Below are 19,296 nucleotides of genomic sequence, written 5' to 3'. Positions count from 1 at the left end.
GGCGGTACGGCGCGCGAGGACAAGGGCGGGCTCCGTGTCGGCGAGAGAGCCCCAGTCTAGCGGAGGACGCGGCCGACGAAAGAGAGTGACGACACGACGATGCCCCGCACGGGGCGGGGCGTCGTCGTGTCGGCCGAGCGGAAAGCTCGGGCGATCAGCTCTCGTCGTCGGAGGCGTCGGCCGGCTGCGTGTCGGTGCTGGCCACCGAGGTGGTACCGGTTTCGCCGCTCTGCAGGGCCGCCAGCATGGGCTGGGCTTCCTGCTTGAAGGCGACCAGGGCATCGCCGCTAAGACTCTTGCTCTGTGGCAGGTCGACCGTCATGGCGTTCACCTGGGTATTGTTGACCAGGATCTCGTAGTGCAGGTGCGGCCCCGTGACCCTGCCGGTGCTGCCGGACAGGCCGATTTCCTCGCCGCGGGTCACGCGGTCACCGCGGCTGACCATCGGCTTCGAGAGGTGCAGAAAGCGCGTCTTGTAGCCGTTGTCCTGCTGAATGACGATGTAGCGGCCGGCCAGCGGATGGTTGCCGACCCGCACCACGCGACCGTCGGCCGGGGCGTCGACCGGCGTGCCGCTCGGCATGGCGAAGTCGGTGCCCTTATGGGGGCTGATGCGGCCGGTCACGGGGTGGCGACGGTGCAGGTTGAAGGACGAGCTGATGCGGTAGTGGCCGGTGAAAGGGTAGCGGTCGAAGGCCGGATCGAGGCTCTCGCCGTTCGGCGTGTAGAAGCGGTTGTCCTCGGCGTTGCGTACCAGGGTCAGGTCCATGCGGGAGCCTTCGTAGCTGACCGCCAGCACGCGCGGGTCGAGGCTCTCGCCGTCGATGATGTCGGATTCCACCAGCACGCTGAAACGATCGCCGCGACGGGTGTCGCGGCGGAAATCGAGCTTCTTCTCCAGCACGTGGGAGAGTTCGGCGACCTCGGCGCTGTTCAGGCCGGTAGCCTGGGCCGAGCGCGCGAAGCTGCCGCTGACCGTGCCGGCATAGAGCCGCTGTGTCGCCTCGCCGGCGCGCTCGATGGTGGCCACCTCGAGCTGGCCGTCGTCGTCATGATCGATCAGGTAGCCATCGCGGGCGTTCTTCATCAGCCGCAGAGACAGCAGCTTGCCCTGTTCGTCGAGCTGATACTCGAAATGGTCACCGGCCCGCCAGCGGGTCAGCAGCTCCGGCTCGGGCAGCTTGTCGAGCAGAGCGGTGACCTCGCTGTAGCCCAGCCCCAGGGTGTTCTGGGCCATCAGGGCGAAGGTGTCGCCGGACTCGACGGTATAGGTCAGCCATTCGGGCACGTAAGGCTCTTCGGCGTCGATCTCCTGGTCGAGGACGATCGGGCCGTCGTCGAACAGTTCCAGCTCGTCGGAGGACACGTTCTCGTAGGAGGTGGCATCGGCCACCACCCGCTCGTCGTCGTTCAGCATGCCGCTGGCGACCGTGCCGATCACGATCGCCAGATGACGCGCGGCGTCGTCCAGCTGCGGGGCGTCGGAGGTGTCGACGTCGACATCGGCGTGAGCGGCCTTGGCGAAGGAGACGTCGACGATCTCGGAGGGCTTCAGCTGGGAGAGCGGAATGGCATCCTGGGTGGCGTCCTTGGCCCGCGAGGCGAGTGCGATGGCTTCGGCGACCGGGGCGCGGTCCAAGGCGAGAGAGGGTACGCCGGGGCTGGCGTCTTCACCGAGGGGGACCAGAACGGTGTCCTGACGCTGCCCATCCTGATGGGCATCCTCGATGGAAGTGAGAATCTTGTGAGCGCCCAGCACGGTGACCATGGTGGCAACGGGCAACAGCAGCAACTTGTGCGTGCGGGGCAGCGAATTAAGGATTCGCATGATGGTTTCGGCCGTGGTGAATAGGTGTATAACGCATAAAAAGGCAGTAGAACCTTAACCCATGATGCTGAGGGTGCCTAGGCTGTACACCTATACAGCAAGGCCATGCTCGGCCCCCCTGACACGGGGCCCAGCATGGTGAACAGTGTTTGTTAATTGACTCTGCCATGCGCCGCGGGCGTCTGGCAACCCGCCACGAGCGGGATCAGTCGACGAAGGTCCCGTTCTGATAGTCGCGCAGCGCCTGGTCGAGCTCATGGCGATGATTCATCACGAAGGGCCCGTAGTGGGCGATCGGCTCATTGTGAGGCTCTCCCGCCAGCAGCAGCGCCTGGGCCCCGCCGGCGCTGGTCAAGGTCAAGCGGCCGCCTTCGCCGAGGCGTACCAGCTCGCCCTGGGTGACGCCGTCGCCGCCTACCGTCAGTTCGCCGTCGAAGACGAAGACCAGCAGGGTGGTGGCGTCTGATGCGAGTGACAGTGTGCCGCCGGCGTCAAACGTGGCATGGGCCACGCTGCCCTGGCCGGCCAGGGCCTCGAGCGGGCCGCTGACGCGCTCGCCGTCGGCCAGCTGCCAGTCGCCTCCGAGTGCCGTCAGACTCACGCCAGGCCGGTCCAGCCGCGGCATCTCATTGCGGCGCACGTCGCGATAGGTGGGGGGGCTCAGCTTGTCGGCGGCGGCAAGATTGAGCCACAGCTGGAAGGCATGCAGGCCCCGGGCGTCGGCGAAGGGCGTCTCGCCGTGAATGATGCCGCGGCCGGTATGCATCCATTGGGCGTCGCCGGCGCCGATGCTCGAATGGTGGCCGAGGTGATCCTCGTGGCGTAGGCCGCCGTGCAGGGCGTAGGTCAGGGTCTGGATGCCGCGATGCGGATGGGGCGGAAAGCCGCCGATCGCCTCGTCGTGAGGCGCTGCCTCGAGCTCGTCGAGCATCAGAAACGGGTCCAGGCCGCCGCCGAAGTCGTGCAGGCGGCGAATGGCGACGCCGTCGCCGTCCTGGCTGGGCTGACTCCTGAGGCGACGTTGGATGCGGCGGTCGAGGGGCTGGGGCATCGTTTCTATCTCCCTGGCGGTGATGGAATGTCTGGCATTCTAGGCCGATTTTTTCGAAGATTAAGCGCAACTTTTCGCCTGTTATATTCGAGGAAATCGAACATGTCTCGCGTCACCCTCGCCCAGTGGCAGATGCTGGCCGCCGTGGTCGACCATGGCGGCTTCTCACGCGCCGCCGAGGCCATTCACAAGAGCCCCTCGACGCTCAACCATGCGGTGCACAAGCTGGAAGAACAGCTCGGTGTGGCGGTGCTGGAGCCGGTGGGGCGACAGGTGCGGCTGACCGAAGCCGGCGAGCTGCTGCTGCGGCGCGCCCGCCAGCTGCTCGACAGCGCCGCCTCGCTGGAAGATGTCGCCGCACGCCTGGGCGAGGGGCTGGAGGCCGAGATCGTGCTGGCCATTGACCAGCTCTTTCCGCCGGATGCCCTGGCGCGGGCGCTGGATGCCTTCTCCGCGGCCTTCCCCTACGTGCGCGTGCAGCTTCACGAGACGGTGCTCAACGGCGGCGTCGAGATGCTCAAGGACGGCGAGGCCGATCTGCTGATCTCGGGGCTCGGCGCCCAGGGCTTCCTCGGCGAGCCGCTGGTGACGGTGCGCTTCATCGCCGTGGCCCATCCCGATCACGCCCTGCACCGGTTGGGCCGCCCGCTCGACCTGCGCGACCTGGAGCAGCATCGCCAGCTGGTGGTGCGCGATTCCGCCCAGGGACGAGCGCAGGATTCCGGCTGGCTCAAGGCCGAGCAGCGCTGGACGGTGAGCCATCTCGATACCTCCATCGGCATGCTGGAGCGCAACCTCGGCTTCGCCTGGGTGCCGGAGACGCGCCTGGGCGACAGCCTCGAGGCCGGGCGTCTCAAGCCGTTGCCGCTGTCGGCCGGCGGGGTGCGCGAGGTCCCCATTCAGCTCATTCACCGCGATCAGGACCGTGCCGGGCCGGCCACCCGCGCCATGGCCCAGCAGCTGCGCGACAGCGTGCGAGGGCGCAACGCCAGTTAACCGTTCGAAGAAAACGAATGACAACGGCCAAAAACTGCGCTTGAGCTTCGATTTTCTCGGTTTACGCTAGGCGTAAACGTTCTGAGAGAGGAATTCGAGATGGGCTTGCTGATCGACGGCCAGTGGCACGACCAGTGGTATGACACCCAGGCGCACGGCGGTGAGTTCGTGCGCGAATCCGCCAAGCTGCGCGACTGGATCACTCCGGACGGCAGTCCCGGCCCCGACGGCCGGCCGGCGCGCACCGCCGAGGCCGACCGCTATCATCTCTACGTCTCGCTGGCCTGCCCCTGGGCGCACCGCGTGCTGATCATGCGTCGCCTCAAGGGGCTCGAGTCGCTGATCGGCGTTTCGCACACCAGCCCGCTGATGCTCGATCAGGGCTGGAGCTATCATCGCGACGAGGGCTCGAGCGGCGACCCGCTCAACGGCGTCGATTTTCACCACCAGCTCTATACCCTGACCGACCCGCACTACACCGGCCGCGTCACGGTGCCGGCGCTGTGGGATCGCCGTGACGACCGCATCGTCAGCAACGAGTCGGCGGACCTGGTGCGCATCTTCAACGACGCCTTCGACGAGCTGACCGGCAACCGCCTGGACCTCTACCCGGAGGACCTGCGCGAGACCATCGACGCCGTCAACGCCGACGTCTACGACAACGTCAACAACGGCGTCTACAAGGCCGGCTTCGCCACCGAGCAGGACGTCTACGAACGCCACGTCGAGGCGCTGTTCGCCGCCCTCGACCGGCTGGAGACGCGGCTCTCGGAGTGGCGCTACCTGGCCGGGGAGTGGCTCACCGAGGCCGACATCCGCCTGTTCACCACCCTAGTGCGCTTCGATGCCGTCTATCACGGCCACTTCAAGTGCAACCTGCGCCGCCTCGAGGACTACCCGAACCTCTCGAACTACGTGCGCGAGCTCTATCAGTGGCCGGGCGTGGCCGAGACGGTGAACATGGACCATATCCAGCGCCACTACTACATGAGCCACAAGACCATCAATCCCAACGGTATCGTGCCGGCCGGCCCGCTGCTCGGCCTCGACCGTCCCCACGACCGCGAGCGGCTGCCGGGGCAGGGGATTCGCGATCAGGTCGGTGAGGCGTGAGGAGACGAGGTGTGAGGGGGTAACGCCTCACTCCTTACCCCTCACTCCATACTCCTTACTTTCTCTTCGCCAACCACCGATCCAGCGCGTTGGCGAATTCCCGCCGGTCGACGTCCGAATAACCCTTGGGCCCGCCGGTGTGTTCGCCGCTGGCTCTCAATGTTTCCATGAAGTCCCGCATCTGCACGCGGGCGCGGATGTTGCTCTCGTTCAGCGCCTCGCCGCGGCTGGTCATCACGCTGGCGCCGCGCTCGATGGCGGCCAGGGCCAGCGGCAGGTCCGAGGTGATCACCAGATCGCCGGCTGCCAGGCGGTCGACGATCTCGTCGTCGGCGGCGTCGAAGCCGTGGCTGACCGCCAGCCCCTTCACCCATTTCGAGGGCGGCAGCGGCACCTGGTGATTGGCGACGAAGGTGGTCGGGGTGGCGGTGCGTTCGGCGGCGCGCACGATGATCTCGCGGGCGATCCGCGGGCAGGCATCGGCGTCGACCCAGAGGTTCGGCATGAAGGCTCCTGAAGAAAGAAAAAGGGCGGGGATCTCTGGCCATGCGAGGGGCGCCGGGGACAGGTCGCAGAAGGGGGCCTACGCCAGGGATGGCGTCGGTAGCGCCCAGGGACGGGTTTACAGCGCCCCTTCGGAGACCTGTCGCCGGGTCAGCCCCGATGTCGATGCGGCGTCTCGCCGGAAAAGATTGGCCAGATCAACGGGACGATGGTAGCATGCGCGCTCCTCGCATGTGCTGACCCCACCATCCTACTCAGCGCCGCGTCACGCATCGTGACCGCGACGCTCGCGAAGACGCCGGGCCTACCGCCCAATGCGTTCGAACTGTGAAGATGGAGCGCCGCCGAGAGTTCGCCACCCGGGCGAATTCGGCGCAAACGGTCGCCACGACGGTTCGCCTGCCATGGCGGGCTCGAACCGATGCCAGGTGCGACCGGCGTCCCCGACTCCGATGTTGACGACGACCTGCCCTCGTGCAGGAACCTTGACCGTGTGACCGCGTCAGGGGCGCCATGATGTTTCTTGCCGGCGATGCCGGCCTACCAAGGTGTGATTCATGACCTCGACTTCCGTCGCCTCGCCGAGTTTCGGCGATCTGGCCCTGCTGCCTGCCGTTCTCTCCGCCATCGAGACCCTCGGCTACCAGACTCCGTCGCCGATCCAGGCACAGACCATTCCGGCACTGCTGGAAGGCCGCGACATGCTGGGCCAGGCCCAGACCGGTACCGGCAAGACCGCCGCCTTCGCCCTGCCGCTGCTCTCGCGCCTCGACCTCGACAAGCGCGCTCCCCAGGTGCTGGTGATGGCGCCGACCCGCGAGCTGGCCCAGCAGGTGGCCGTCTCCTTCACCAAGTACGGCCAGAACCTCAAGGGCCTGGAAGTCGCCACCCTGTGCGGCGGCATGGAATATCGCGACCAGCTGCAGGCGCTGCGCCGCGGCGCCCAGGTGGTGGTCGGCACCCCGGGTCGCATCATCGATCACCTGGATCGTGGCAGCCTCAAGCTCGATGGCCTCTCCGCCCTGGTGCTGGACGAAGCCGACGAGATGCTGCGCATGGGCTTCATCGACGACGTCAAGCGCGTGGTCGCCGACACCCCGCAGGACGCCCAGCGCGTGTTCTTCTCCGCCACCCTGCCGACCGAGATCGAGCGCATCGTCAACCGCTATCTCGTCGAGCCGGTCAAGGTGACCATCGAGTCGCGCACCACCACCGGCGAGAACATCGAGCAGCGCCGCGTGCGCATCGAGGGCGGTGCCAAGCAGGAGGCGCTGGCGCGCATCCTCGAGGTCGAGCCGGTCGATGCCGCTATCGTCTTCGTGCGCACCCGGGCCGCCTGCACCACCCTGATGGAGCAGCTCTCCGCCCGTGGCGTCAACGTGGCCAGCCTGTCCGGTGACCTGGACCAGAGCCTGCGCGAGCGCACCATCACCCGCCTCAAGCGCGGCAAGGTCGACGTGCTGATCGCCACCGACGTGGCCGCCCGCGGCCTCGACGTGCCGCGCATCACCCATGTCATCAACTATGACCTGCCCCAGGACAGCGAGGCCTACACCCACCGCATCGGCCGTACCGGTCGTGCCGGTCGCAGCGGTGTGGCGATCACCTTCGCCGGCAACCGCGAGAGCCGCAAGGTGGGCTGGCTGGAGCAGGCCACCGGCCAGAAGATGAGCGAGATGGCACTGCCCGACGAGGCCGCCATCCGCGCCCATCGCGATCAGGTCTTCCACCAGCGCGCCGTCGCCGCCGTGACCAAAGGCGCCGAGGAGCAGCGCGCCCTGATCGAGCAGCTGATCGGCGAAGGCTACGATCCGGTCGAGCTGGCCTGTGCCTTCTCCGCCCTGGCCCGCGCCGACGAGGCGCCGATCGGTCGCCTCCAGGCGCCGCGCAAGGAGCGTAACGATCGCAACGACCGCCGCGACGGCAAGCCGCGTCGCGAGAACGGTCCCCGCGACCGTGCGCCGCGCGAGGGCATGACCCGCTACCGCGTTTCCGTGGGCCACAAGGACGGCGTCAAGCCGGGTCAGCTGGTCGGCGCCCTGGCCAACGAAGGCGGCATCGAGGGCAACCGCATCGGCCGGATCGACATCCGCAATGCGTTTTCCGTCGTCGAGTTGCCGAACAACCTGCCGTCGAGCATCCTCGACAAGATGGGGCGTGCCCGCGTCGCCGGTCGTCCGCTGGAAATCAGCGAAGACCGCGCTCCCGCCGAGCGTGCGCCGCGTCGCCGTCGCGACGACGACGGTCCGGTGCCGCGTCGCGAACGCGCCTGAGGCGATCTCGCCAGCGTGAGGCGTCGCTCCTGACCCAGGAGTGAGCGTCGCTCGCATCGCCAAGCCGAGCAGGCCGGGGGAAACCCCGGCCTGCTCGTCGTTTTTACCGCCTGTTTATCACTGTGTCGTCGGCGCTTGCGCCGAGGGGGGAAGCGAAGATGTGGCAGCGTTTGCCGTTTCGCCTGCGGGGCTACCTGATCACCATGACCGGGGTGCTGCTGCTGTCGCCGGATGCCCTGCTGATCAAGGCCACCTCGGTGGATGTGGCCACCTTCATGTTCTGGCGCGGCCTGCTGCTCGGCGTCGTGCTGCTCGCCATCGCCCTGCTGCGCTACGGCCGCGAGCTGCCGGCGGCGGTGAAGGCCTGCGGCCCAGCGGCCTGGTGGTGCCCGCTGGCCTTCGGCACCAGCGCCTGGGCCTTCGTCATCGGTAGCCGCCTCACCGCCGCCGGCAACGTGCTGGTGATGATGAACCTGGCGCCGCTGGTCGCCGCGCTGATCGGCCTGGTGGTGTTCGGCGAGCGGCTGCGCCGCCAGACCTGGGTGGTGATCGCGTTCTGCGTCGCCGGCGCCTGCCTGATGGCCTCGGGCGAGATCGGCGGCGGCAGTCTGCTCGGGCTCGCCGTGGCCCTGGGCGTGCCGCTGTGCATCGCCATCAACACCACCGTGGCCAGCGCCCAGAAGGGCCAGCGTCGGCGCGGCGTCGACACCACGGTGATCCTGCCGCTGGGCTGCCTGGCCATGCTGATACCGGGCGCGCTGATGGGCGGAATTCAGCTGCCCTCGGCGGAAGACATGCGCTATCTGGCCGCCATGGGCGTGCTGCTGCCGATCGCCTATTTCCTGATCCAGACCGGGCCGCGCTATCTGCCGGGCGCCGAGGTCAGCCTGGTGATGCTGCTCGAGACCCTGGTCGGCACCCTGCTGGTGTGGGTCTGGGTCGGCGAGGTGCCGACCGTGGCGGCCTTCATCGGCGGCGGCATCATCGTCGCCGCGATGCTGATCAGTACCCTGCGCGACCTGCGCCGCCAGCGCCAGAAGGCCGCCGCCGGCGCGCCTGACGAGCGCGAGCTGATCGAGGAGACCGCCGGGAGCGAAACCGCCGATGCCGACACGACCGATGTCGGCACCCGTCGGGCGGAGGCGCCGGGGCCGCACTGAGCCCGGCGCCGGGTGAGACTGTATGTTCTACATATGCTCTGGTATGGTCCGCTCATCGTTTCCCCTTCGTTCAGGAATCGCCATGTCTACCCTTTCCATCGGTCTCGTGGGCCTCGGCAAGATCGCCCGAGACCAGCACCTGCCGGCCATCCAGGCTCATCCGACCCTGCGTCTGACTGCCGGTGCCGACCCCGTGGCGGGCATCGACGGCCTGCCGCACTATTCTTCGCTCGAGGCGATGCTGGCCGCCGAGCCCGACCTCGATGCCGTGGCCATCTGCACCCCGACCCACCTGCGCTACGCCCAGGCGCGCCAGGCGCTGGAGGCCGGCAAGCACGTGATGCTGGAGAAGCCGCCGGGCGCCACGCTCAGCGAGGTCGCGGCGTTGGTCGAACTCGCCGAGCGCTGCCCGGGCACGCTGTTCGCCGCCTGGCACTCCCAGCAGGCCGCCGGCGTGGCCAGGGCGCGCGAGTGGCTGGCCGAGCGCCGCATCGATAGCGTCGAGATCGAGTGGAAGGAGGACGTGCGCGTCTGGCACCCCGGTCAGTCCTGGCTGTGGGAGCCCGGCGGCATGGGTGTGTTCGACCCCGGCATCAACGCCCTCTCGGTGGTCACCAAGGTGCTGCCGCGGCCGTTCTTCCTGCGCCGGGCGACCCTCGAGGTGCCGGCCAACTGCCAGACGCCGATCGCCGCTGAGCTGGCCTTCATGGACGCCGACGAGACGCCGATCGAGGCCGACTTCGACTTCCGCCAGACCGGCGAGGTGACCTGGGAGGTACGCGTGACGACCGACGCCGGCCGGCTGCGCCTGACCCACGGCGGCAATCGTCTGCTGATCGACGATGAGGTGATGGTGGACGCGCCCACCGGCGACGGCGATGACGAGCCGTCGCGGCTGGCGGCCATGGTCGGCCAGGAATACGCCGGGCTCTACGCGCGTTTCGCCGAGCTCGCCGCCGCCGGCCGCTCCGACGTCGACGTCGCGCCGCTGCGCCAGGTGGCGGATGTTTTCCTCTACGGGCGTCGCGAGAGCGTCGAGCCGTTCGAGGGCTGAGGTTCGACTAGCCGGCGCTGATGCGCCACCAGTTCGCGCAGGCTGGCCATCAGCGCCGCGGCGCCGGGGGACAGGCGCCGGTCGCGCAGGCTCACCAGGCCGTAGGGTTGCACGCTCAGCGCTTCCTCGAAGGGCAGCCGGCGGAAGCGCTGGGGTGCGCACAGCAAGTCGGCGGTCTCGCGGGTGGTGACGGTGAGGGTATCCGACTTGTCGACCAGCGCCAGGGCCACCAGCACGTCGGCGGTGTCGACGATCTGGCGCGGCGGCACGACGCCGTGCTGCAGGAAGAGCCCGTCGACCCGCTGGCGCATCAGCGCCCCCGGCGGCTGCAGCGCCCAGGGATAGGCGGCCATCGCCTCCAGCGTCAGCGGCGCCTGCCCGGTCAGCGGATGCCCCTCGCGGCACACGAAGCACAGCGCCTCCTCGCCGATTTCCTCGAACACGAAGCGCTCCGCCGGGAAGCCGGCGGGGATGCGGGTGATGGCGAAGTCGAGCTCGCCCTCCAGCAGTCGCGACACCAGGCCCCGGCTGACGCCGACGTCGACGCCGATCTTGAGGCCGGGCAGGTCGCGATGCACGCGCTCGATGGCACTGGTCAACAGCGTCACCGCCGGCGCCATCACCGTGCCGACCGAGACCACCCCGGCGTTGCCTGCCTCCAGGGCGTTGAGCTCCTCCCCGGCGTGCTGCAGCTGGGAGACGATGCCCCGGGCATGGCGGATCAGGCACTCGCCGTACCAGTTGGGCGTGAGGCCGCGGGAGTGGCGCTCGAACAGCGCCACGCCGAGCTGCGACTCCAGGTCACCGAGCAGCTTGGAGGCCGCCGGCTGGCTCATGCCCAGGCTCTCAGCGGCGCGATGCAGGTTGCGCTGTTCGTCGAGGGCGACGAACAGCTGTAGATGGCGGAACTTTAGTCGAACGCGCAGGAACCAGTCCGGGGGCAGGGCGTCGGGAGCGTGCGATGCCTTCATGGGGCGATAACGCTTTGTATATCGACTGTCGTGGCGAACATTATTGGTCCTTTCCGATGGGCCTTGCCTAGGTTGGCGATGGAGGGCGCATCCGGCGCCCTCCCGTTGCACTAGCTCCGTTCTAACGCAACGTGCCGACCCGGAAAAAGTGGACTTTCTGCTATGTTCGACGCGACACGATGCCGGGCCCTTGGCGGGGCCATCGGCCTGTTCATGATCGGCGGTGGCGCTGCCATGGCCGACGACATATCACAGGGAAGAGGAGACGACATGGCGCACCATGTGGGGAACAGGGGCGTCGAGGCGGCGCCGTTCGGCGAACTGCCCGACGGCCGAGAGGTCACGCTCTATCGCCTCACCAATGCCGACGGCATGACGGTCGAGGTCATGAATTATGGCGGGATCATCGTCTCGCTGAAGGCACCCGATCGAGAGGGAAATGTCGAGGATATCGTGCTCGGTTTCGACACCCTCGACGGCTATCTGTCCGAGGCCTACCGTCGGCTGAACCCCTACTTCGGCGCCCTGATCGGTCGCTACGGCAACCGCATCGACCAGGGGCGTTTCAGCCTCGACGGCACGACCTACCAGTTGGCCACCAACGACGGGGACAACCATCTGCACGGTGGCGAAGAGGGCTTCGACCGGCGGCTGTGGCAGGCCGAGCCGTTCAGCGACGAGAATGGCGAGGGCGTGATCCTGCATTATGTCAGCGAGGACGGCGAGGAGGGCTATCCCGGCCGGCTCGAGGCAACGGTCACCTATACCTTGACCGACGACAACGCCCTGGAGGTGAGCTATCGCGCCGAGACCGACCGGGCGACGCCGGTCAATCTGACCCAGCACAGCTACTTCAATCTCTCCGGCGAGGGCGATCCCAGCATTCTCGATCACGTGCTGACGATCCACGGCGATGCCTTTACACCGGTCGACGAGACGCTGATTCCCACCGGCGAGATCCGCGACGTGGCGGGCACGCCCTTCGACTTCCGTCAGCCGACCCCGATCGGCCGGCGCATCGGCGACGACAATCGTCAGCTGGCCCGCGGCGGCGGCTACGATCACAACTTCGTGTTGGCCATGGACAACGCCCCGTTGGACGCGCCCCGATCGGCGGCCCGGGTCGTCGATCCCGACAGCGGCCGCGTGCTCGAGATCGCCACCACCGAGCCCGGCCTGCAGTTCTATTCGGGGAATTTCCTCGACGGCAGCGTGACTGGCAAGGGCGGTGAGCCCTACCTGAAACGTTCCGGCTTCGCGCTGGAAACCCAGCACTTTCCCGACTCGCCCAATCGGCCGGATTTCCCCTCGACGATTCTCGAACCCGACGAGACCTATCGCTCGCTGACGGTCTACCGCTTCTCGACGGATGCCGACGACGACTGAGGCATTGCCGCCGTTTCATGCTCGATGTGAAGCCGCCGGTGGGCGGCTTCTTTCGTTTGCGGCCGCGGTGCCAGGGTAGGGCAAACGCAACTTTAGTCTCGCCCGGAAGGAGCGCCGGCCGGCATCGGTGTCGCCTGACGGCGTCGTTTGCCGCGTCGTGATAGCAAAACTTGTATCGCTATCGCTGGGTTTGGGTATTAGAGGGTTATGCCGTGAGCTGGCTAGGGTGAAGGCGTCTTTCGACCGACTCGATTTCCCACGACAACGACCTCCAACAACAATGACCCCGACAGGGGCGAAAGGAGCACGGCATGACTCTCACGTCTCGATTCGCACGTCTGGCGCTTGGTGGCGCCATCGCCATGGCCGCCCTCAGCGGTGCCCAGGCCCAGGACGACGTCACCATGGGCTTCATCGTCAAGAAGCCCGAGCAGGCCTGGTTCATCAACGAGCAGCAGGCCGCCACCGCCGTCGGTGAGGAAAAGGGCTTCGAGGTGGTGCGCCTGGCCGGCGAGGACGGCCAGCAGGTGCTCAGCGCCATCGACAACCTCAACTCCCAGGGCGCCCAGGGCTTCGTGATCTGCCCGCCGGACGTGCGCCTGGGGCCGGCGATCATGAACCGCGCCGAGCAGTACGGCATGAAGGTGGTTACCGTGGACGACCGCTTCGTCGGCCCCGATGGCGAGCCCATGGAGGGCGTGCCGCACCTGGGCATGTCCGGCTACAAGATCGGCCAGCAGGTGGGCGAGGCGATCGCCGACGAGATGAAGGCCCGCGGCTGGGACCCGCAGGAGGTCGCCGCGCTTCGCATCACCAACTACGAGCTGCCCACCGCCAAGGAACGTACCGACGGCGCCACCGATGCGCTGCTCGATGCCGGGTTCCAAGAGGACAACATCTTCGACGCGCCCCAGCAGAATACCGACACCAGCAGCGCCTTCTCGGCCGCCTCACCGGTGTTCGCCAAGCGCGGCGACTACGAGCACTGGGTGATCTACGCCCTCAACGAGGAGAGCGTGCTGGGCGGCGTGCGCGCCAGCGAGCAGTACGGGCTGGGCGCCGAGGACGTGATCGGCGTCGGTATCAACGGCTCCGGCGCGGCCTTCGCCGAGTTCTCCCGCGAGAAACCCACCGGCTTCCACGGCACCGTGGCGGTGAGCTCCACCATGCACGGCCGCCAGACCGCGGAGGACCTCTACGCCTGGATCACCGAGGGCGAGAAGCCGCCGGAGAATACCGTGACTTCCGGCACCCTGATGACCCGCGACAACTGGCAGGACGTGCGCGATGAGCTCGGCCTCTGATCCCGCCCGCCCGGGCCGCGGGGGGCCGGGCGCGTCTTCCGCCCAGGAGTCATCTGCCATGTCAGACCCCTACCTGCGTTTCGACGGCATCAGCGTCGAATTCCCCGGCGTTCGCGCCCTGGACGGGGTGAGCTTCGCCGCCCATGCCGGCCAGGTGCATGCCCTGATGGGCGAGAACGGCGCCGGCAAGTCGACCCTGCTCAAGGTGCTCAGCGGCGTCAATCGCGTCACCGAGGGCGCGCTGTGGCTGGGCGGCGAGCGCCACGTCTTCGCCAACGCCCGCCAGGCGCTGCGCCAGGGCATCGCGATCATCTACCAGGAACTGACGCTGTCGCCGAACCTCTCGGTGGCCGAGAACCTGCTGCTCGGCCAGCTGCCGGCCCGGCGCGGCTTCGTCGACCGCCGCCGGTTGCGCGACGAGGCGCTGCGCATCCTGCGCGAGCTGGGCGAGGACGAGATCCACCCGTCGACCAAGGTCCGCGACCTGTCCATCGGCCAGCAGCAGATGATCGAGATCGGCCGCGCCCTGCTGCGCGACGCCAGGGTGATCGCCTTCGACGAGCCGACCAGCTCGCTGTCGGTGCAGGAGACCCGCCAGCTCAAGCGCATCGTCCAGCGGCTGCGCGACGAGGGCCGGGTGGTGCTCTACGTCACCCACCGCATGGAGGAGGTGTTCGAGATGTGTGACGCCGTCACGGTGTTCCGCGACGGCAAGCACATTCGCACCCACGACAGCCTCGCCACGCTCGATCACGACACCCTGGTCAGCGAGATGGTCGGCCGCGACATCGAGGACGTCTACGGCTACCGCGCCCGCGAGGCCGGCGACGAGCTGATGGCCATCGACGCCATCGACGGCAAGGGGCTGAGCGAGCCGGTCAGCTTCAGCGTGCGGCGCGGCGAGGTGTTCGGGCTGTTCGGCCTGGTCGGTGCCGGGCGCAGCGAGCTGATGCGGCTGGTGTGTGGCGTGGAGAAGCCGCGCGCCGGCGAGGTGCGCTTCGCCGGCGCGCCGCGGCGCTTCCGCACGCCCGGCGAGGCGATCCGCGCCGGCATCGCCATGTGCCCGGAGGACCGCAAGTCCCAGGGCATCTTTCCCATTGCCAGCGTTACCGACAACCTCAACGTCAGCTGCCGACGCTTCTACAAGCGCTGGGGGCTGTTCCGCCAGCCGGCGCGGGAGCTGGCCAACACCCGCGAGTACATCGATCGGTTGAGCATCAAGACGCCGGGGCCGCGCACCCGCATCAGCACGCTGTCCGGCGGCAACCAGCAGAAGGTGATCCTGGCCCGCTGGCTGTCCGAGGAGATCGAGCTGTTCGTCATGGACGAGCCGACCCGCGGCATCGACGTCGGCGCCCGCCGCGACATCTACACCCTGCTCTACGACCTGGCCGACCAGGGCAAGAGCGTGGTGGTGATCTCCAGCGACCTGGCCGAGGTCAGCTCGATCTGCGACCGCATCGGGGTGATGCGCGACGGTGCCCTGGTCGACGTGGTGGAACGCGACGAGGCCACCCCGGAACGCCTGCTGGGCCTGGCGCTGCCGGCCTGAACGAGCGCCTTTCGATATCACAACAATCGCGAGAGAAATCGCTATGACGACGCAAAAAATCGCGCAGGACGAGGGCGGCGCCCCGGCGCGCCCCGAGGGCCGCCAGGGGCTGACCAAGCCGCTGCGCACCCTGCTCGACACCTCGGGGCTGATCGCCATCTTCGCCGTGCTGTTCGTGGCGCTGTCGGTATTCATCCCCGATTTCCTGACCGGCCGCAACATGGTCGGCCTGCTGCTCTCGGTGACGCTGATCGGCACCATCGCCACCACCATGATGCTGGTGCTGGCGCTGGGCGAGGTCGACCTCTCGGTGGCCTCCATCGTGGCCTTCGCCGGGGTGGTCGCCGCCGTGGCCACCTCGGCCTCGGGCAGCGTGATCATCGGCGTGCTGGGCGGCGTGGTCGCCGGCGGCGCCGTCGGGGCCTTCAATGGCTTCGTAGTGGCCCGCTTCGGCATCAACTCGCTGATCGCCACCCTGGCGGCCATGGAGTTCGTGCGTGGCCTGGCCTACATCACCTCCGGCGGCGACGCGGTGATGATCACCGTGCCGGCCTTCTTCGAGCTGGGCAGCGCCTCCTTCCTCGGCCTGACCCTGCCGGTGTGGACCATGATCGCCTGCTTCGTGATCTTCGGCGTGCTGCTCAACATGACCGCCTTCGGCCGCAACGTGCTGGCCACCGGCGGCAACGCCGAGGCCGCGGCCCTGGCCGGGGTCAACGTGCGCCGGCTGAAGATCATCGTCTTCGGCCTGCAGGGCGTGGTGGCCGGCATCGCCGGGGTGCTCTTGACCTCGCGCATGGGCCTCGGCGATCCCAACACCTCTCAGGGGCTGGAGCTCGCCGTGATCTCGGCCTGCGTGCTGGGCGGCGTGGCGCTGTCCGGCGGCATCGCCTCGATCACCGGGGTGCTGGTGGGCGTGCTGATCATGGGCTGCGTGCAGAACGCCATGGGCCTGCTCAACGTGCCGACCTTCTACCAGTACCTGGTGCGCGGCGCCATCCTGCTGCTGGCGGTGATGTTCGACCGCTGGAAGCAGACCCGCCGACAGCGCGCCTGACCCGCCGCGGCCCCGTCGTCCGGCGGGGCCGCGCTTGGCTGACTCTCGAGCACGGAGATTCCCATGGTCGATGCCTCGACACTGGAATGCGTCTGGGCCGGTCGTGCCCGACTCGGCGAAGGGCCGCTGTGGTGCCCCGAGCGCGGCGACGCCGGCCAGCTGCTGTTCGTCGATATCCTCGGCGTTCGCCTGCAGGCCTTCGATCCGGCTCGCGGCGAGACCCGCGTCTGGCCGCTGGACGAGGCCTGCTGCTGGCTGGCGCCCCGCGACGACGGCGACGGCTTCATCGCCGGGCTGCGCTCGCGCCTGGTCCATCTGCGCCTGGAGGAAAACGGGCCGCGCATCGTCGCCGCCTGGCCCACGCCGCAGGACGAGCCGGCCGGCAACCGCTTCAACGACGCCAAGGTCGATCCCGCGGGGCGGCTGTGGTTCGGCTCCATGGACGACGCCGCCGAGGAGTCCAGCGGCGCGCTCTATCGCCTGGAAGGCCGTCACCTGCGGCGCCTCGATGCGGGCTATCGGGTGGCCAACGGCCCGGCGATCGCCCCCGATGGCCGTACCCTCTATCACAGCGACACCCCGCGGCGGGTGATCCACGCCTTCGACCTGGCTGCCGACGGAAGCCTCGCGAACAAGCGCGCGCACATCCGCTTCGGCGAGACCCAGGGCTTTCCCGACGGCATGGCCTGCGATGCCGAGGGCGGACTCTGGGTGGCCCACTGGGAGGGCGGGCGCGTCAGCCGCTTCGCCCCCGACGGTCGCCTCGACGAGACGCTGCCGCTGCCGGCCTCGCGGGTCACCTCCTGCGCCTTCGGCGGGCCGGATCTCGATACGCTCTATATCACCACCGCGGCGGAGGACCGCGACGCCGAGGGCCTGGCCGGCGGGCTGTTCCGGGTCGATCCCGGCGTGCGGGGGCTGGCGGCCACGCCGTTCCGGGTGAACGTCGAGGAAGCAGCGCAGGTGTGGCGGGAAAGCGGGTAGCCGTGTCTGGCAAGACGGGAGAGGAAAGATAAATAGAGAAAGAAGAAAGGGGCGACCCGGCGGGGCCGCCCCTTTTTGTGTGCCGGCGGAGTGTTTACGGCTTATCGATGCTTCGCCATATCCGCCATCCACTGGCGGATGCCGTAGGTCCAGGGCGGCAGCCGGTCCGACCGGTCGACGCGGTTGACCAGCGCGCCCAGCGAGGGCGTGGCGATGGTCACCACGTCGCCCAGGTGGTGGGTGAAGCCCTGGCCCTTGCCGTCGCGGTCCTGGATCGGCGAGAACATGGTGCCCAGGAACAGCAGGAAGCCGTCCGGATACTGGTGATGCGCGCCGAGGGTCTGGCCCACCAGATCCAGCGGATCGCGACTGATCTGGCGCATGTCGCTGGAGTCCTCCAGCACGAAGGCGTCGTCGGCGCCCTCGATGCGCAGCGACACCGTGGCCTCGCGCACCGTGTCCAGGGTGAAGTCGTCGTCGAACAGGCGGATGAAGGGGCCGATGGCGCAGGACGCGTTGTTGTCCTTGGCCTTGCCCAGCAGCAGGGCGCTGCGGCCCTCCACGTCGCGCAGGTTGACGTCGTTGCCGAGCGTCGCCCCGCGGGCCCGGCCGGCGGCGTCCACCGCCAGCACGATCTCCGGCTCCGGGTTGTTCCACGCGGAGGCCGGATGCAGGCCCACGCCGCGGCCGAAGCCCACCGCCGACAGCGGCTGGGCCTTGGTGAACACCTCGGCGTCCGGCCCGATGCCGACCTCCATGTACTGGGACCAGGCGCCGCGGGCCTGGAGCTCGGCCTTGAGCGCCATGGCCGCCTCGGAGCCGGGCACGATCTTCGACAGGTCGCCGCCGATCACCTGCCTGAGCTCCTCGCGCAGCTCGCCGGCGCGGGCCGGATCGCCGCCGGCCTGCTCCTCGATCACCCGCTCCATCAGGCTGACCGCGAAGGTCACGCCGCAGGCCTTGATCGCCTGCACATCGCAGGGCGCGAGCAGGTAGGGCGCCTCGGGCGTCTCCGCCAGCGAACGCGCCAGCAGTTCCTCGACCGGGCCCAGGTCCTCGCCCTCGGCCGTGGCCACCAGCGCGGCGGCATCGTCGCGCTCGAGCAGGTCGGCCATGCAGGCGACGCTCGCCGAGATGTCGACCACCCGGCCGTCGCGGACGACGACCAGGGCCGGGCCCGGGTGGGGCGCATCGCGCCAGACCCGGCCGACCAGCAGGGCGCGGTCGGCATCCTCGGGCAGGGCGAAGGTCATGCTATCGGGCATGGGCATCTCCTCAGGCCTCGCGCCGGCCGTCGACCAGGCGGCTGACGCCGGCCGGATTGCCGTCGCGCAGGGCCTCGGGCAACAGGCCCTGGGGCAGGTTCTGGTAGCACACCGGGCGCAGGAAGCGATGGATCGCCGCGCTGCCCACCGAGGTGGTGCGGGAGTCCGAAGTGGCCGGGTACGGGCCGCCGTGCACCATGGCGTGGCACACCTCGACGCCGGTCGGCCAGCCGTTGGCCATCACCCGGCCGGCGCGGCGCTCGAGCGTCGGCAGCAGCGCACGGGCCGCGTCCAGGTCGGCGTCGTCCATCTGCAGGGTGGCGGTGAGCTGGCCTTCCAGGGATTCCGCCACGCGCTTGACCTCGTCGAGGTCGGCACACTCGACCACCAGCGAGGTGGCGCCGAAGACCTCGGCCTGCAGCGCCTCGTCGCCCATGAAGTCCTCGGCGGAGGCCACGAACAGCCCGCTCTGGCAGGCGTTGGGGCCCTCGCCGGCGTTGCCGCGGGCGACCTCGCGGGCCTTGCTGCTGGCCACCAGGCCGTCGACGCCTTGGGTATAGGCCTCATGGATGCCCGGGGTCAGCATGGTCTGGGCCGCGGAAGCCTTCACCGCCTCGGCGGCGGACGCCACGAAGGCGTCCAGGCTCTCGCCCTTCACGGCGATCACCAGCCCGGGATTGGTGCAGAACTGGCCGGCGCCCATGGTCAGCGAGCCGATGAAGGCCTCGCCGAGATCGCGGCCGCGGTTGTTCAGCGCTTCCGGCAGCAGGAACACCGGGTTGATCGAGCTCATCTCGG

At 68.7% G+C, this 19,296-nt stretch carries 16 protein-coding genes; 10 read left to right on the top strand and 6 right to left on the bottom strand.

Going from position 1 to position 19,296, the window contains the following annotated elements:
- Positions 1-154: 154 nt before the first annotated feature.
- Together MYL53_RS09550 and MYL53_RS09545 are read right to left on the bottom strand one after the other, a co-directional pair.
- Positions 155-1,828, bottom strand: a complete 1,674-nt coding sequence (locus tag MYL53_RS09550) for a peptidoglycan DD-metalloendopeptidase family protein (protein WP_247853560.1) — start codon at positions 1,826-1,828, stop codon at positions 155-157.
- Positions 1,829-2,033: 205 nt separating this feature from the next.
- Positions 2,034-2,879 carry a pirin family protein gene (locus tag MYL53_RS09545; RefSeq protein ID WP_247853559.1) on the bottom strand — a complete coding sequence of 282 codons (846 nt, stop codon included), beginning with the start codon at positions 2,877-2,879 and terminating at the stop codon, positions 2,034-2,036.
- Positions 2,880-2,981: 102 nt separating this feature from the next.
- Between MYL53_RS09545 and MYL53_RS09540 the strand changes: the two genes are divergently transcribed.
- A complete protein-coding gene (locus tag MYL53_RS09540; protein ID WP_247853558.1) occupies positions 2,982-3,875 on the top strand; it encodes a LysR family transcriptional regulator in 894 nt (297 codons plus the stop codon).
- A gap of 99 nt (positions 3,876-3,974) precedes the next feature.
- Positions 3,975-4,988 (top strand): glutathione S-transferase family protein, encoded by a 1,014-nt coding sequence (locus MYL53_RS09535; protein ID WP_247853557.1) that lies wholly within the window; start codon positions 3,975-3,977, stop codon positions 4,986-4,988.
- 55 nt (positions 4,989-5,043) lie between these two features.
- Here the strand turns inward: MYL53_RS09535 and MYL53_RS09530 are convergent, their stop codons facing one another.
- A complete protein-coding gene (locus MYL53_RS09530) occupies positions 5,044-5,493 on the bottom strand; it encodes a YaiI/YqxD family protein (protein ID WP_247853556.1) in 450 nt (149 codons plus the stop codon).
- 556 nt (positions 5,494-6,049) lie between these two features.
- Between MYL53_RS09530 and MYL53_RS09525 the strand changes: the two genes are divergently transcribed.
- The 3 genes from MYL53_RS09525 to MYL53_RS09515 all read left to right on the top strand — a co-directional run bounded on the left by MYL53_RS09525 (position 6,050) and on the right by MYL53_RS09515 (position 9,979).
- A complete protein-coding gene (locus MYL53_RS09525; protein ID WP_247853555.1) occupies positions 6,050-7,765 on the top strand; it encodes a DEAD/DEAH box helicase in 1,716 nt (571 codons plus the stop codon).
- Between the two features lie 158 nt (positions 7,766-7,923).
- On the top strand, positions 7,924-8,925 hold the full coding sequence (locus tag MYL53_RS09520; protein ID WP_247853554.1) for a DMT family transporter: 1,002 nt from the start codon (positions 7,924-7,926) through the stop codon (positions 8,923-8,925).
- Between the two features lie 82 nt (positions 8,926-9,007).
- The gene (locus MYL53_RS09515) at positions 9,008-9,979 is read left to right on the top strand and encodes a Gfo/Idh/MocA family protein (RefSeq protein WP_247853553.1); all 972 of its coding nucleotides are present in this window, start codon (positions 9,008-9,010) and stop codon (positions 9,977-9,979) included.
- Here MYL53_RS09515 and MYL53_RS09510 read toward each other — a convergent pair.
- Positions 9,940-10,950, bottom strand: a complete 1,011-nt coding sequence (locus tag MYL53_RS09510) for a LysR substrate-binding domain-containing protein (protein ID WP_247853552.1) — start codon at positions 10,948-10,950, stop codon at positions 9,940-9,942. The genes MYL53_RS09515 and MYL53_RS09510 overlap by 40 nt on opposite strands.
- A gap of 270 nt (positions 10,951-11,220) precedes the next feature.
- On the opposite strand from MYL53_RS09510, the gene MYL53_RS09505 reads away from it, so the two are divergent.
- The 5 genes from MYL53_RS09505 (at position 11,221) to MYL53_RS09485 (ending at position 17,233) form a co-directional block, all read left to right on the top strand.
- Positions 11,221-12,336 (top strand): aldose epimerase family protein, encoded by a 1,116-nt coding sequence (locus tag MYL53_RS09505; RefSeq protein WP_247853551.1) that lies wholly within the window; start codon positions 11,221-11,223, stop codon positions 12,334-12,336.
- A 311-nt stretch (positions 12,337-12,647) separates the two neighbouring features.
- On the top strand, positions 12,648-13,640 hold the full coding sequence (locus MYL53_RS09500; RefSeq protein WP_247853550.1) for an arabinose ABC transporter substrate-binding protein: 993 nt from the start codon (positions 12,648-12,650) through the stop codon (positions 13,638-13,640).
- Between the two features lie 58 nt (positions 13,641-13,698).
- A complete protein-coding gene (araG, locus tag MYL53_RS09495; RefSeq protein ID WP_247853549.1) occupies positions 13,699-15,192 on the top strand; it encodes an L-arabinose ABC transporter ATP-binding protein AraG in 1,494 nt (497 codons plus the stop codon).
- Between the two features lie 43 nt (positions 15,193-15,235).
- The gene (araH, locus tag MYL53_RS09490; protein WP_247853548.1) at positions 15,236-16,249 is read left to right on the top strand and encodes an L-arabinose ABC transporter permease AraH; all 1,014 of its coding nucleotides are present in this window, start codon (positions 15,236-15,238) and stop codon (positions 16,247-16,249) included.
- Between the two features lie 63 nt (positions 16,250-16,312).
- Entirely contained in the window at positions 16,313-17,233 is a 921-nt protein-coding gene (locus tag MYL53_RS09485; protein WP_247853547.1) for an SMP-30/gluconolactonase/LRE family protein, read from the top strand.
- A gap of 101 nt (positions 17,234-17,334) precedes the next feature.
- On the opposite strand, the gene MYL53_RS09480 is transcribed toward MYL53_RS09485, so the two are convergent.
- Both MYL53_RS09480 and MYL53_RS09475 read right to left on the bottom strand, forming a co-directional pair.
- Complete coding sequence (locus MYL53_RS09480; RefSeq protein WP_247853546.1) at positions 17,335-18,498, bottom strand: fumarylacetoacetate hydrolase family protein; 1,164 nt, start codon at positions 18,496-18,498, stop codon at positions 17,335-17,337.
- A 10-nt stretch (positions 18,499-18,508) separates the two neighbouring features.
- On the bottom strand, positions 18,509-19,296 hold a 788-nt coding region (locus MYL53_RS09475; protein ID WP_247853545.1), incomplete at its 5' end, for an aldehyde dehydrogenase family protein.

The sequence above is a fragment of the Halomonas getboli genome, assembly GCF_023094245.1.
GTDB lineage: Bacteria > Pseudomonadota > Gammaproteobacteria > Pseudomonadales > Halomonadaceae > Halomonas > Halomonas getboli.
Note: the sequence above shows the minus strand (reverse complement) of the source record. Positions and strands in the feature narration are given on the sequence as shown.

Coding starts and splice junctions, on each gene's coding strand:
- MYL53_RS09550 (WP_247853560.1), bottom strand. CDS start 1,828: ATGCGAATCCTTAATTCGCTGCCCCGCACGCACAAGTTGCTGCTGTTG.
- MYL53_RS09545 (WP_247853559.1), bottom strand. CDS start 2,879: ATGCCCCAGCCCCTCGACCGCCGCATCCAACGTCGCCTCAGGAGTCAG.
- MYL53_RS09540 (WP_247853558.1), top strand. CDS start 2,982: ATGTCTCGCGTCACCCTCGCCCAGTGGCAGATGCTGGCCGCCGTGGTC.
- MYL53_RS09535 (WP_247853557.1), top strand. CDS start 3,975: ATGGGCTTGCTGATCGACGGCCAGTGGCACGACCAGTGGTATGACACC.
- MYL53_RS09530 (WP_247853556.1), bottom strand. CDS start 5,493: ATGCCGAACCTCTGGGTCGACGCCGATGCCTGCCCGCGGATCGCCCGC.
- MYL53_RS09525 (WP_247853555.1), top strand. CDS start 6,050: ATGACCTCGACTTCCGTCGCCTCGCCGAGTTTCGGCGATCTGGCCCTG.
- MYL53_RS09520 (WP_247853554.1), top strand. CDS start 7,924: ATGTGGCAGCGTTTGCCGTTTCGCCTGCGGGGCTACCTGATCACCATG.
- MYL53_RS09515 (WP_247853553.1), top strand. CDS start 9,008: ATGTCTACCCTTTCCATCGGTCTCGTGGGCCTCGGCAAGATCGCCCGA.
- MYL53_RS09510 (WP_247853552.1), bottom strand. CDS start 10,950: ATGAAGGCATCGCACGCTCCCGACGCCCTGCCCCCGGACTGGTTCCTG.
- MYL53_RS09505 (WP_247853551.1), top strand. CDS start 11,221: ATGGCGCACCATGTGGGGAACAGGGGCGTCGAGGCGGCGCCGTTCGGC.
- MYL53_RS09500 (WP_247853550.1), top strand. CDS start 12,648: ATGACTCTCACGTCTCGATTCGCACGTCTGGCGCTTGGTGGCGCCATC.
- araG (WP_247853549.1), top strand. CDS start 13,699: ATGTCAGACCCCTACCTGCGTTTCGACGGCATCAGCGTCGAATTCCCC.
- araH (WP_247853548.1), top strand. CDS start 15,236: ATGACGACGCAAAAAATCGCGCAGGACGAGGGCGGCGCCCCGGCGCGC.
- MYL53_RS09485 (WP_247853547.1), top strand. CDS start 16,313: ATGGTCGATGCCTCGACACTGGAATGCGTCTGGGCCGGTCGTGCCCGA.
- MYL53_RS09480 (WP_247853546.1), bottom strand. CDS start 18,498: ATGCCCGATAGCATGACCTTCGCCCTGCCCGAGGATGCCGACCGCGCC.